The sequence below is a fragment of the Devosia naphthalenivorans genome (genome assembly GCF_003056355.1).
Lineage (GTDB): Bacteria > Pseudomonadota > Alphaproteobacteria > Rhizobiales > Devosiaceae > Devosia > Devosia naphthalenivorans.
The window spans coordinates 13945-27256 of record NZ_PYVW01000006.1 but is presented as its reverse complement, the minus strand read 5'-3'; the positions used below and the strand labels follow the sequence as shown (position 1 = coordinate 27256).

General features: G+C 62.1%; 8 protein-coding genes. 6 read left to right on the top strand and 2 right to left on the bottom strand.

The genetic code is table 11. The features are described from left to right. Window positions 1–217 precede the first annotated feature (217 nt). The 4 genes from C8264_RS09875 (at window position 218) to C8264_RS09860 (ending at window position 6222) form a co-directional block, all read left to right on the top strand. Window positions 218–3127 carry an insulinase family protein gene (locus C8264_RS09875; protein ID WP_108460828.1) on the top strand — a complete coding sequence of 970 codons (2910 nt, stop codon included), beginning with the start codon at window positions 218–220 and terminating at the stop codon, window positions 3125–3127. Between the two features lie 144 nt (window positions 3128–3271). After that, the gene (locus C8264_RS09870) at window positions 3272–4276 is read left to right on the top strand and encodes a ligase-associated DNA damage response exonuclease (protein WP_108460827.1); all 1005 of its coding nucleotides are present in this window, start codon (window positions 3272–3274) and stop codon (window positions 4274–4276) included. Continuing rightward, complete coding sequence (locus C8264_RS09865) at window positions 4273–5850, top strand: cisplatin damage response ATP-dependent DNA ligase (RefSeq protein ID WP_108460826.1); 1578 nt, start codon at window positions 4273–4275, stop codon at window positions 5848–5850. The genes C8264_RS09870 and C8264_RS09865 overlap by 4 nt, the downstream gene beginning before the upstream one ends. A gap of 81 nt (window positions 5851–5931) precedes the next feature. After that, on the top strand, window positions 5932–6222 hold the full coding sequence (locus tag C8264_RS09860) for a UvrB/UvrC motif-containing protein (protein ID WP_108460825.1): 291 nt from the start codon (window positions 5932–5934) through the stop codon (window positions 6220–6222). A 56-nt stretch (window positions 6223–6278) separates the two neighbouring features. Here the strand turns inward: C8264_RS09860 and C8264_RS09855 are convergent, their stop codons facing one another. Beyond that, on the bottom strand, window positions 6279–6671 hold the full coding sequence (locus C8264_RS09855) for a MerR family transcriptional regulator (RefSeq protein WP_108460824.1): 393 nt from the start codon (window positions 6669–6671) through the stop codon (window positions 6279–6281). Beyond that, on the bottom strand, window positions 6668–8380 hold the full coding sequence (locus C8264_RS09850; RefSeq protein WP_162783556.1) for a long-chain-fatty-acid--CoA ligase: 1713 nt from the start codon (window positions 8378–8380) through the stop codon (window positions 6668–6670). The genes C8264_RS09855 and C8264_RS09850 overlap by 4 nt, the downstream gene beginning before the upstream one ends. A 338-nt stretch (window positions 8381–8718) precedes the next feature. Here C8264_RS09850 and C8264_RS09845 point away from each other — a divergent pair, with 338 nt between their 5' ends. Together C8264_RS09845 and C8264_RS09840 are read left to right on the top strand one after the other, a co-directional pair. Next, a complete protein-coding gene (locus C8264_RS09845; RefSeq protein WP_108460822.1) occupies window positions 8719–11190 on the top strand; it encodes an acyl-CoA dehydrogenase in 2472 nt (823 codons plus the stop codon). A 60-nt stretch (window positions 11191–11250) separates the two neighbouring features. Continuing rightward, window positions 11251–13212, top strand: coding sequence for a 3-hydroxyacyl-CoA dehydrogenase NAD-binding domain-containing protein (locus C8264_RS09840; RefSeq protein ID WP_108460821.1), 1962 nt, complete (start codon window positions 11251–11253; stop codon window positions 13210–13212). Window positions 13213–13312: the final 100 nt, after the last annotated feature.

The following is a 13312-nucleotide window of genomic DNA, read 5'->3' as shown; positions in this document are numbered from 1 at the left end:
GGGTGAGCCCGGACATTGGGGCTCTCGCACCCCCACCCGGCTCGATCACGGACTTAGCAAGTGCTAAGTCCTGTCTCGCTCTCCCTCCCCGCAAGGGGGAGGGTGGATGACTGATGGCTCCGTAGTCGACCGGCCTACGCTGACGTGTTGCCCCCTAGCGGATCGAGGTTGAGGTGCCTACGTTGGCAGGAACCACAAGAACCCTTCCGAGTATCCCATGCCTTATCATGACGCCTTCGAACTGCTCCGCGACGAACATATTGCGGAGGCCAATTCGCAGGCGCTGCTGTTCCGGCACAAGAAGACCGGGGCGGAGGTGCTCAGCCTCGTCAATGACGATGAGAACAAGGTGTTTGGAATCACCTTCAAGACGCCGCCGGATGACTCGACGGGCGTGGCACATATCCTTGAGCATTCGGTGCTCTGCGGCAGCCGCAAATATCCGGTCAAGAAGCCCTTCGTGGAGCTGATCAAAGGATCGCTCAACACGTTCCTCAACGCCATGACCTTTCCGGACAAGACAGCCTATCCAGTGGCGTCGCAGAACCTCAAGGATTTTTACAATCTCGTCGATGTGTATCTCGACGCGGTGTTCTTTCCGCTGATCACGGAAGACACGTTCCGGCAAGAGGGTTGGCACTACGAGCTCGAGGATGTCGAGGCGGCGCTGGTCTATAAGGGCGTGGTGTTCAACGAGATGAAGGGCGTGTTTTCATCGCCCGACGCGGTGATGCGCGACCTGTCGCAGCGTTCGCTCTACCCCGATGTGACCTATGGCAAGTCGTCCGGCGGCGATCCCAAGGCCATTCCGGACCTGACCTACAGCCAATTCAAGCGCTTCCACGAGAAGTTCTATCATCCCTCCAATACGCGGGCGTTCTTTTCGGGCGATGATGAAGCGGGCGAACGGCTGGCGATCCTCGATGCCTATTTCTCGCAGTTCGAGGCGGCGCCCGTGGACGCCGAAGTGGAGTTGCAGCCGCGCTTCAATGCGCCGCGCAAAATCGTTGCGACCTATGCCGGTACCAAGGAAAAGGGCAAGCCGCGCCACGGCATGGTGCAGCTCAACTGGATGCTCGATCCGCCGGCTGACCGAACCGAAGCGCTGAGCCATGGCATGCTGAGCTATCTGCTGGTAGGCAATCCGGCGGCGCCGCTGCGAAAGGCTTTGACCGAGTCCGGGTTGGGCGAAGGCATGACCGGCGGCGGGATTGGCTCAGGCCTGCGTCAACCGATGGCCAGCTTTGGCATGAAGGGGATCGATGCAGCCGATGCCGAAAAGGTCGAGGCGTTGATCCTCTCGACACTTGAAGAGATCGCCAAGACCGGCTTTGCGCCCGAGCAGTTGGAAGCGGCAGCGAACACCTTCGAATTTTCGCTGCGCGAGAACAATACCGGGTCTTTCCCGCGGGGCATGAGCTATATGTTCAATGCCTTGGGAACCTGGCTGCATGGGGGCGATCCGATCGCGCCGCTGGCCTTCGAGGGCTCGCTGACGGCACTCAAGGAGAAGGCGGCCGCCAAGCATTTCGAGAGCGAAATCCGCCGGCTGCTTTTGGATAACACGCACCGCACCAGCGTGGTGCTGAGCGCCGACCCCGAGCAGGGCGCGCGCGAGGCCGCCCGCGAGGCAGAAATATTGGCGGGGGTGCGCAAGGGGCTGGACGAGGGGGCGTTGCGGCAGACCGTAGCGGACACCGAAAAGCTCAAGGCGCTGCAGGAAACCGTCGACGATCCGGCGGACCTCGCCAAGATTCCAACGCTGACACTTGCCGATCTGCCGCGGGAAATCCGCAAGGTGCCGATGGACCTGGGCACGCTGGGCGATGTGCGGCTGTTCTACCATGACCTGCCGACGCTGGGGATTTTGTACCTTGATTTCGGGTTCGACCTGCATGTGCTCGACAAGGACCTGCTGCCGTACCTGCCGCTGTTCGGGCGGGCGCTGCTGCAGACCGGGACCAGCAAGGAAGACTTCGTTTCGTTGACGCAGCGGATCGGCCGCTCGACGGGTGGCATTGCGCAGCACCGCGGGCTTTCGGCGCGGCAGGGGAGCGATGGGAGCGCTGCGTGGTTCTTCCTCTCGGGCAAGGCCGTGCCGGACAAGTTCGGCGAAATGCTCGATATCATGGGCGATGTGCTGCTCGATGCGCGGCTCGATAACAAGGCGCGCTTCCGCCAGATGGCGCTGGAAGAAAAGGCCGGGTTCGAGGCGCGCATGGTCCCGGCGGGCAATTCCATTGTCGACACGCGGCTGAAATCAGGCCTGACGGAAGCCAGCTGGATCGCCGAGCAGTTGGGCGGAGTCAGCTATCTGCAGTTTCTACGCGGCTTGGTGGAGCGGGTGGATAGCGATTGGGCTGGGGTCGAGGCGGCGCTGGTGCGCATTCGCGATACGCTTTTCAACCGCGGGCGGATGGTGATCAATGTCACCGTGGATGGTTCGCTGTGGGAGCGGGCTCGGCCGGAGATCGAGAAATTCCTCGGGCATTTGCCCAATGGCGATTTCCCGGCTGCGGACTGGAGCATTGATTACCGGCCGCGTTCGGAAGGGCTGATCATCCCGGCGCAGGTCAACTATGTGGGCAAGGGCGCCAATCTGCGCCAGCTCGGGTTTGAGCTGACCGGGGCGGCAAATGTGGCCATCAAGTTCCTCAACACGACCTATCTCTGGGACAAGGTGCGCGTGCAGGGTGGGGCCTATGGCGGCTCGTCGCGGTTCGACCTGACGAGCGGGAATTTCTCGTTCCTGTCGTATCGCGACCCCAATCTGCTCAAGACTATCGACGCCTATGACGGGGCCAGCAAGGCGCTGCATGCGCCCATCGGCGATAACGATCTGACGCGCTCCATCATCGGGGTGATCGGGGACGTGGATGGTTATGAGTTCCCGGATGCCAAGGGGTATTCGTCCATGTGGCGGTATCTAACGGGTACGACCGACGCAATTCGCCAGCAGCGGCGGGACGAGATCTTGGGAACGACGCAGGCGGACTTCAAGCGGCTCGCCGAGGCGGTGGATGCCATTGCGCGGCATGGGCATGTGGTGGTGCTTGGGGGAGAAACGGCGATCACGTCAGCGAACGACAAGCGGCCAGGGTTGCTGGATGTGACGCGGGTGATGTGAGGGAGCATTTCAGTAGACCTCATCCTGAGCTTGTCGAAGGACGAGGTTGTGGCACGATGTGGGCACGCCCTCGTGGTTCGACAAGCTCACCATGAGGGCTGCTGAGACTCTGAACCAGTTTCCAAGCGCCAGCGTTACCGCTTCATGACAGCTCAAATCCTCGACCGGCACCTGCATATCAAGGCGATAGACGCCTTCATTGATCCGAGCGTGCCGCGGGAGCGGGCGATTATTACGCATGGGCATGCGGATCATGCTCGGAGCGGGCATGGGGCGGTGCTGGCGACGCCGGACACCATCGCGATCATGAAGACGCGGTATGGGGAGGATTGTGCGGGGCAATTCCAGGCGCTGGGATTTGGGGTGCCGCTGCCCATTGATGATGTGACCATAACGTTTTTTCCGGCTGGCCATGTGCTAGGGTCGGCGCAGGTGCTGATTGAGCATCGCGGGCAGCGGGTGGTGGTGTCGGGGGATTACAAGCGGTTGGCGGACCGGACGTCGCAGCCATTCGAGCTGGTGGAATGTGATCTGCTGGTGACCGAGGCAACGTTTGGGTTGCCGGTGTTCCAGCATCCCCATCCGCAGCTGGAAATCCGGCGGTTGCTGAAATCGGCGGCGGATAATCCGGAGCGCTCGCATCTGGTGGGCGCTTATGCGCTGGGCAAGGCGCAGCGGGTGATCGGGCTGTTGCGCGATGCGGGGTGGGAGCGGCCGATCTATCTGCATGGGGCGATGATCCGGCTGTGCGAGTTGTATCAGGAGCTTGGTGTGGATCTGGGAGATCTGCGGCCGGCGACCGGAATGGTGAAGGCTGAGATGGCGGGGCAGATCGTCATCGCGCCGCCTTCGGCGATCCGCGACCGGTGGAGCCGGCGGTTTCCCGATCCGGTGGTGTGCCAGGCGTCGGGCTGGATGAGCGTCAAGCAGCGGGCGCGGCAGGCGCTGGTGGAATTGCCGCTGGTGATTTCGGACCATTGCGACTGGGGCGAATTGCTGCAGACCATCGGCGACACCAAGGCCGAAACCGTGTGGGTGACGCATGGGCGCGAGGATGCGCTGGTTTATTGGTGTCGCACGCAAGGATTGGATGCGGAGCCGCTCAATATCCAGGGTTTCGAGGACGATGGCGGGGAGGGCGTGGAATGAAGCGCTTTGCCCAATTGCTGGAACTGCTGGCACTGACGCCATCGCGCAACCGCAAGCTCGCGGCGCTGACGCAGTATTTTCGCGAGACGCCGGACCCGGACCGGGGCTATGCGCTGGCGGTGCTGACGGGGGCGCTGACCTTTCGCAACGTCAAGCCGGCGCTGTTGCGGGAAACAGTGCTGCGCGAGGTGGACGAGACGCTGTTTGCCATGAGCTATGATTATGTGGGGGATCTGGGCGAGACGATCGCGTTGATCTGGCCGCATCATGGGGAAACGGGCGATCTGCCGTCGCTGACGGATTTGATCGAGCTGTTCAACACCACGTCAAAAAGCGATCTGCCCAAGCTGATTGCGGCGCTGCTGACGCGGGCGGAGATCAATGAGCGCTGGGCGCTGGTGAAGCTAGCGACGGGGGCGCTGCGAATCGGGGTTTCGGCTCGGCTGGCCAAGACGGCGCTGGCGGAGATGAGCGGCAAGGATCTGCAGGAGATCGAGGAGGTGTGGCACGGCTTGCGTGTGCCGTATCTGGATCTCTTTGCCTGGCTCGATGGCAAGGCGGAGCGGCCCGATATCGATCACGCGGCGCGGTTTCATCCGCTGATGCTGAGCAATCCAATCAACGAGGAGAAGGATCTGGGCAAGCTTGACCCGAAGGATTTCTCGGCCGAGTGGAAGTGGGACGGCATTCGCGTGCAACTGGTGCTGGGCGAGGGCACGGCGTCGCTGTTCTCGCGGACGGGCGATGATATCGCCAATGCGTTTCCCGATATCGTGGAGAATGTGCACGGCCAAGCCGTGCTCGATGGGGAATTGCTGGTGGGCAAGAATTTCGAGGCCGCCAGCTTCAACGATTTGCAGCAGCGGCTGAACAAGAAGGTCGCTTCGACCAAGCACCTCAAGGACAGCCCGGCCTTTATCCGGGTTTACGACATGCTGTTTGATGGGCGCGAGGACATCCGCACGCTGCCATGGACGGAGCGGCGCAAGCGGCTGGAGGCGTGGCTCGCGGCCAATCCACAGACACGGCTGGATATTTCACCCATCCTGCCGTTCGGCGGTTGGGAGGATTTGGCCCAGCAGCGGCGCGAGGGGGCGGAAAGCCACGGCCATGAAGGCGTGATGCTGAAGCTTCGCACCTCCCCTTATGTGCCGGGGCGGCTCAAGGGATATTGGTTCAAGTGGAAACGCGACCCCAATGTGGTGGATGCGGTGCTGATGTATGCCCAGCGCGGGCATGGCAAGCGAAGCTCGTTTTATTCGGACTACACCTTTGGCGTGTGGAAGGGGAACGAGATCGTGCCGATTGGGAAAGCCTATTTCGGATTTACCGATGAGGAGCTGAAAATGCTCGACAAGTGGATAAGGGCGAACACGATCCAGGCATTTGGGCCGGTGCGCGAGGTGAAGAAGGAACTGGTGTTCGAGGTGGCGTTCGACTCGGCGCAGGAGAGTGCGCGGCATAAGTCGGGGGTAGCGTTGCGGTTTCCGCGGATTAATCGGATCCGGTGGGACAAACCGGCGAGCGAGGCGGGGACGCTGGAGGATATGGCGGTTTTTGTGGCTGCCTCCTAGTGTGTCGAGTGCGTTTAGAAATCTCAGGATGGATCCCGGCCTGCGCCGGGATAACGTCGTGGATGGGAGGAGTTCAGAGCGATGTCGTCGCGCAGTATTCATGAGAAGCTGGTGGCGCTGACCGAGCAGATGCAAGCGGCGGCGGAGGCTATGGACTTCGAGAAAGCGGGGGCGTTGCGCAACGAGATCGCGCGGCTCAAGGGGGAAGTGCCGGGGGAGGGTGACCCCGATAGCGTCACGGTTGGACAGCCGCCGCCGGGGGCTATGGGGCTGGGAACGCAGGTGCCGGTGCGTCAGCCGCCCAAGGGTTGGGTAAAACCCAAGAAGCCGGATTTGATGACGAAGAACGTCAAGCCGCGGGGTGGGCGGTAGGAAGTATAGAGCCCTCGGGTCGAGCCCGAGGGTGACGTTTGGGGAGCAGGAAAGGGCTAGCTTGCCTTTTCCAGGCCGTGGTCAGCGAGTTTTCGGATTTCGCGTAGCTCGGCGATGGTAGTTTGGAGGTCCAACAGCTGGCCTTCCAGCGAGGCGAGGCGTTCGTCGACCTTGTCGATCAGCAGGTTCACCTGCTCGCTTCGATTGGCGTCGTAGAGGCTGAGGTAATCGGAAATATCGCGCAGGGAAAAGCCCAGGCGCTTGCCGCGCAGGATCAGGATCAGCCGGGCGCGGTCACGGCGGCGGAAGATGCGGGTGGCGCCGACGCGTTCGGGCGAGAGCAGGCCCTTGGCCTCGTAGAAGCGGATGGCACGCGTGGAAATGCCGAACTCCTTGGCGAGATCGGCGATAGCGAAGAGATCGCGATTGTCGGTTTCGGGACGGGTCATGGATGGTCGCCCCGCGTTTGGGCGTACTCCTCGCGCAGCTCCTTTTTGCTGAGCTTGCCGATGAGCGTCTTGGGAAGGGCGTCCTTGAAGATGATTTCCTTGGGCATCTCGATCTTGTTGAGGCGTTCGGCCAGATAGTGCTTGAGATCGTGTTCGGAAACAGTCTGGCCCGGCTTGAGCTTGACGAACGCAACCGGCGCCTCGCCGCGGTATTGGTCGGAGACGCCGATCACGTTGGTTTCCTCGACCGCCTCGTGAGTCATCAGCGCTTCCTCGATGGTGCGGGGATAAACGTTGAAGCCCGAGCAGATGATGAGGTCCTTGATGCGGTCGACGAGGAAGACGTAGCCATCGTCATCCATGTGGCCGACATCCCCAGTGCGCAGCCAGCCGTCCATGAAGGCTTTTTCGCTTTCCTCGGTGTTGTTAGCGTAGCCCGACATGACCTGGGCGCCCTTGACCTGCAACTCGCCATCCCGCCCGATACCAACGGGTTGGCCCGTATCAATGTCGACGAAACGGATATCGGTGCCAGGCAGGGGCATGCCGATGGACATGGGTTTTGACGGCACGCGCAGGGCGGCGCAGCAGACAACGGGGGAGGCTTCGGTGAGACCATAGCCTTCGGCTAGTAGTGCCTTGGACTTTTTGGCGAAGGAAGCGCGCACTTCGTCGGGCAGAGCGGCGCCGCCGGAGATGGCGACTTCAAGGCCCGCCAGCTTTTCGGGCGTGGCTGTGCTGGCGCGGGCGATGGCGTTTAGCAGGGTGGGAACGGCGGGAAGAATATTGGCGCGGGTCCGGGCAAGCAGGTTGAGCAGCGCCTTGAGCTCGAAGCGGGGCAGCATGACCACCTGGGTGCCGTTGCAGAGCGGCACGTTCATGCAGACAGTCATCGCGAAGATATGAAAGAAGGGAAGCACGGCCACGACCTTGCTGGGCGGATAGAACAGCCCCAGGCCCCATTTGTCGATCTGGCTCATATTGGCCGAGATATTGGCGTGGGTGAGCAGTGCGCCCTTGGGAATGCCGGTGGTGCCGCCGGTATATTGCTGGACGGCAATGTCGTTGCGGGAATCGATCACCACAGCGCCCGGCGTTTCGTTGCGGGCGATCATGTCGTGGAAAAAGGTGATGCGGTCGGCGATTGGCGAGCGCTTGGGGTGGGCCAGATCCTTGCGCTTGGCGAGAGAGAAAAGCAGGCTCTTGGGAAACGGCAGGGCGTCCGGGAAGTGGCAGACGACGAGCGATTTGACGTGCCCGGCCTGGACCAGTTTTTCGGCCTTTTCAAAGATCTGCTGCAGATCGAGGGTCACCAGCACATCGGCGCCGGCGTTCTCGATGATGTGGCTGAGCTCATGGACGGTATAGAGCGGATTGCAGGCGACCACGACGCCTCCGGCCCGTAGCACGCCGTAATAGGCAATGGGGTAAAAAGGCGTGTTGGGTAGCATCAGAGCAACGCGCGTACCTTTGGTAACACCGAACTGCTGCTGCAGGGCGCCGGCAAAGGCGATAATCTTTTTGGCAAGGTCGCCGAAGCTGGTGGTGCCGCCCAGGAAATCCAGGGCGGGCGCGAAGGGGTTTCTGGCGCAGGCGGCCAGCACCTGTTCGTGGACCGGCCGGATATCGAGCTCCACATCCCATTTGATGCCGTCGGGGTAGCTGGCGATCCAAGGGCGCAGGGGCGCAGTCTCGATCGTTGTTTCCATTTGTGTTCCTCCGGCGGCATTGATGCGCATGGGCTTTGCCCTTGGGGAATTATCCCATGGCTTTACGTTAGCGTCAAACGGGTGCCGTGGAATTGGGGAGCATTCACTGACTTTGAGGGAGGGATCGACCCCCCACCCTTGATCCCTCCTCGCAAGGGGGAGGGAGTTAATTGCGTTCTTGGTAGTGAACGTAAGGGGTGGTTGGTTGACGTTTACGTAAAGCGCGTTAGACTAGTTTTGACTTAAGGGCTGCGTGACCGGCTGAACGATTTGGCGGTTGGCCAGTTCTGTTGCAGGATTACGTTCCGCTTCGGGCGGGGCGATTTGGAGGGCATACCTTGACGCTTGCTTTGCTGATTATCGCGCTGGTGGCCTTTGCCGTGCTGGCGATGCGGGAATCCTCCTTGCGCGAGTGGGGCACGGTGGTGCTGGTGATTGGCGCCTTGTCGCGGATGGGGACGAACGAGGCCGGTTTCGCCATTGCCACCGATGCTTTTGGATGGATCATGGCGCTGCTGCCGGGCGCGATCCTCCTGCTGCTCAGCATCGAGGCGGTGCGCAAGCCGGTGCTGATGCGGCCGGTCTATGGAGCGGTCAAATCCATCCTGCCACGCGTCAGCAGGACCGAACAGGAAGCGCTCGATGCCGGAACGGTAGGGTGGGATGCGGAGCTGTTTTCGGGGCGTCCGGACTGGAGCAAGCTCGAAGCAATCCGCCCGCTGACGCTGACACTGGAGGAGCAGGCTTTCCTCGACAAGCAGACCGAAACAGCCTGCGCGATGATCGATGACTGGGATATTCGGCACAATCGCGCCGATCTCAGCCCCGAACTCTGGCAGTATCTCAAGGACGAAGGCTTCCTTGGCATGCTGATCGGCAAGGAACATGGCGGCCTTGGCTTTTCAGCGCAGGCGCAGTCCATGATCGTTTCCAAGATCGCCAGCCGCTCGGTGGCGACGGGGATTACGGTGATGGTGCCCAATTCGCTGGGGCCGGGCGAGCTGCTGGAAAAATACGGCACGTCGGAACAGAAGGACAAATATCTGGCCCGCCTCGCACGGGGACTGGAAGTGCCGTGCTTTGCGCTGACGGGGGTGCATTCAGGGTCCGATGCTGGCGCGATGCGCGATATAGGTGTGGTGACGCGCGGCATGCACAACGGCGAAGAGGTGCTGGGCGTCCGGCTGAGCTTTGACAAGCGCTATATCACGCTGGCGCCGATCGCGACGCTGGTGGGCCTGGCGTTCCTGCTCAAGGATCCGGACAATCTGCTTGGTCGCGGCACCGATATCGGGATCACGCTCGCGCTGGTGCCGCGAGATCATCCGGGTGTCGAGATCGGGCGGCGGCATTACCCGGCTCGGCAGGCGTTCATGAACGGACCGGTCCGTGGGCGCGACGTGTTCATCCCGATGGATTTTCTGATCGGCGGACCTGCCTATGCCGGGCAGGGCTGGCGCATGCTGATGGAGTGCCTGTCGACTGGCCGCGCCATTTCGCTGCCGGCGATCGGTTCCATTTCGATCAAGCAGGCGCTGCGCACGACTTCGGCTTATGCCCGGGTGCGGCGGCAGTTCGGGATTCCGGTCGGCATCATGGAGGGCGTGGCCGAGCCCTTGGGCGAGATGGTCAAGCGCGCATACACGTTCGAAGCGGCGCGGCGGCTGACGGCGTCCATGGTTGACGAGGGGCAGCGGCCGGCGGTGATCGCTGGGCTGCTGAAGTACACCACGACTGAAGCGATGCGCGACAGCATGGACGACGCGTTCGATATCCATGGCGGGCGCGCGATCCAGGACGGACCGGGCAATTACCTGTTCGGAGCTTACATGGCGCTGCCGGTGGCGATCACGGTGGAGGGCGCCAATATCCTGACGCGAACGCTGATGACGTTTGCGCAGGGCGTGCTGCGGGCGCACCCCTATCTGCTCAAGGAAGTGCAGGCGGCGCAGAACAAGAACCAGCGTGAGGGGCTGGACCAGTTCGACGTAGCGTTTGGCGGGCATACCAAGTTCATGTTGCGCAATATTGCGGCAAGCTTCCTGCATGGCATCAGCAATGGCGCGTTTGTCGCTGCGCCAAACAACGGGCCGATGGCACATTGGTACCAGAAACTGCACCGCTATTCGCAGGATTTTGCCCTGGTGGCGGACTGGACTACGGTGGTGCTGGGCGGGGCGCTCAAACGCAAGCAGAAGCTATCGGGCCGCATGGCCGACATCTTGAGCGATCTCTACATGATGTCGGCCGTATTGCGGCGCTTCGAGGACGAGGGGCGGATCGCCGAGGACAAGGAACTGGTTGACGCCATCCTTGCGGATCGTGTTGCCGCGCTGGAAAGCAGCTTTGGCGAAGTGTTCGACAATTTCCCGAACCCGTTCTTCGCCAATGCCATGCGGTTCTTGTGCTTCCCCCTGGGGCGGCACGCCAAGCGTTCCAGTGACCGGGTGAATTACCGTTTCGTGCGCGCGGTGTTGCGCCCCGGCGCGTTCCGGGACAGGCTGACCACCGGCGTTTATGTTTCGTTGGACCCCGATGACGTCACCGGCGTTCTGGAAGACGCGCTGGTCAAGGTGACCGAGGCCGAGGAAATCGAAGCAAGGTTCGTCAAGGCTTCGCGCAAGGGCGTTATCGAGCGGCGGCTTGACCGGGACGCGATTGCCGATGCGGTCGAGGCGGGCGTGCTCAATGAGAATGAAGCGGGGATCATGCGGGCAGCCGATGAAGCGACGGAGCGGGCAGTGAAGGTGGATGATTTTGCGGAGGATGAATTGGCAGTTGGCGGCGAGGCGAAGCTGGCGGCGGAGTAGGGCTGCGCTACCAGTCGACGCCCTCCCCTCAAGGGGGAGGGGAGCAGAAGAGGAGAGACTATGATCCAGCCGCAGATGCCGCAGTCCAAGCATTGGAGCTTTCACCTCGATATCGAGAAGCTTGGCTGGCTGACGATCGATACGCCCGGCGCGTCGGTCAATACGCTGAGCCGGGAAGCTATCATGGAGCTCGAAGCGCTGGTGGGGCGGTTCGAAGAGCTGGCCGAAACGCGCGAGCTTGAAGGTGTGATCCTGCTCAGCGGCAAGGCGAGCGGGTTCATTGCCGGTGCCGATATTTCCGAATTCGACGCGATGAGCGATTTCTCGGTGCTGCCGCAGGCGCTGGAGCGCACGCACACGCTGTTCTCGCGCATCGAGGCGCTGAAAATTCCCGTCGTGGCGGGTATTCACGGGTTCTGCCTTGGTGGCGGGCTGGAGCTCGCGCTGGCGTGTCACTATCGGATCGCCGTCAATGACGAGCGGACGCGGATCGGCTTTCCGGAAGTTAATCTGGGGATTTTCCCCGGGTTTGGCGGCACGGGCCGCTCGATCCGGCAGGCGGGGCCGGTGGATGCCATGCAGATCATGCTGACCGGCAAGATGCTGCGGGCTGGTGCGGCGCGTGGCATGAACCTCGTCGACAAGCTGGTGCGCCATCGCGACATGCTGCGCTGGGAAGGGCGCAAGGCGGTGTTGCAGCACCGCCGATCGGCTGGTGCGCCGCTTACAAAGAAAGTGCTGGGGACCGGGCTTTTGCGCGAATACGTCGCCAACAAGATGCGGGAACAGACCAAGAAAAAAGTGCGCAAGGAGCACTATCCGGCCCCTTATGCGCTGATCGACCTGTTTGAAAAGCACGGAAATGACTGGCGGGCGATGAGCCGGGGCGAGATCGAAAGTTTCGTGCCGCTGATGGGGAGCGACACTGCGACCAATCTGCGCCGCGTGTTTTTTGCCCAGGAAAGCCTCAAGAAGCAGGGCAACAAGGGCGCGACGTTCCGGCGGGTGCATGTGATCGGCGCTGGCGTGATGGGCGGCGATATTGCGGCGTGGTGCGCATTGCGCGGCATGGCGGTGACGCTGCAGGACCTCGACATGGAGCGCATCAATCCGGCGCTGGATCGGGCCAAGAAGCTGTTCAAGAAGCGTCTGCGTAAGAAGCGCGAAGTGGACGCGGCGATGCTGCGGCTCGAGGCCGACCCGACCGGCAAGGGCGTGCCGCGGGCCGATGTCATCATCGAGGCCGTGGTGGAAAAGCTCGAGGTCAAGCAATCGATTTTTGGTGGGCTGGAAGACAAGCTCAAGGCCGGGGCGATCCTCGCGACCAATACCTCGTCCATCGAGCTTGAGCGGATTGCCGATCATCTCAAGCAACCCGAGCGGCTGATCGGGCTGCATTTCTTCAATCCGGTGGCGCAATTGCCACTGGTGGAAGTGATCCGGTCAAAGTTCAACACCGACGATGAGATCGGCAAGGGAGCGGCCTTTGCGCTGGCGATCGGCAAGTCGCCCGTGGTGGTGAAGTCGGCGCCGGGCTTCCTCGTCAACCGCGTGCTGATGCCCTACATGTTGGGCGCCGTGCAGCGGGTGGAGGCGGGCGAAAGCAAGGAACTGATCGACGCAGCTGCCGTGGCCTTCGGTATGCCTATGGGGCCCATCGAGCTGATGGACACCGTGGGGCTGGATGTGGGGCAGTCGGTGGCGACCGAGCTTGGCCATCAGGTGCCGATCGAAAGCCGGTTCGCGACGCTGGTGCGCGAGGGCAAGCTGGGGCGAAAGACCGGCGAGGGCTTCTACAAATGGGTGGATGGCAAGGCGCAGAAGGGCGAGCCGCCGGAACGGGATGATCTGGCCAGCCTGGGCAAGGAGCTGGTGAAGCCACTGGTGGATATGACTGAAGTTGTGCTGGCCGAGGGTGTGGTTGCCAATGAGCGGATGGCGGATATCGGGGTGATCTTGGGCACAGGGTTTGCGCCATTCTTGGGCGGGCCGCTCAAGGCGCGGCAGGATGGAAGAGCGTGATGATGTGCTCCGATCCAGTCACAACCACTGGGCGGCACCTCCCCCTGAACGGGGGAGGTTGGGAGGGGGGGACGGAGCCACGGTATCGAGGCCAACCAAC

Bases quoted from the DNA above. Each gene is read 5' to 3' on its own strand.
- C8264_RS09875 (WP_108460828.1), top strand. From the start codon at position 218: ATGCCTTATCATGACGCCTTCGAACTGCTCCGCGACGAACATATTGCG.
- C8264_RS09870 (WP_108460827.1), top strand. From the start codon at position 3,272: ATGACAGCTCAAATCCTCGACCGGCACCTGCATATCAAGGCGATAGAC.
- C8264_RS09865 (WP_108460826.1), top strand. From the start codon at position 4,273: ATGAAGCGCTTTGCCCAATTGCTGGAACTGCTGGCACTGACGCCATCG.
- C8264_RS09860 (WP_108460825.1), top strand. From the start codon at position 5,932: ATGTCGTCGCGCAGTATTCATGAGAAGCTGGTGGCGCTGACCGAGCAG.
- C8264_RS09855 (WP_108460824.1), bottom strand. From the start codon at position 6,671: ATGACCCGTCCCGAAACCGACAATCGCGATCTCTTCGCTATCGCCGAT.
- C8264_RS09850 (WP_162783556.1), bottom strand. From the start codon at position 8,380: ATGGAAACAACGATCGAGACTGCGCCCCTGCGCCCTTGGATCGCCAGC.
- C8264_RS09840 (WP_108460821.1), top strand. From the start codon at position 11,251: ATGATCCAGCCGCAGATGCCGCAGTCCAAGCATTGGAGCTTTCACCTC.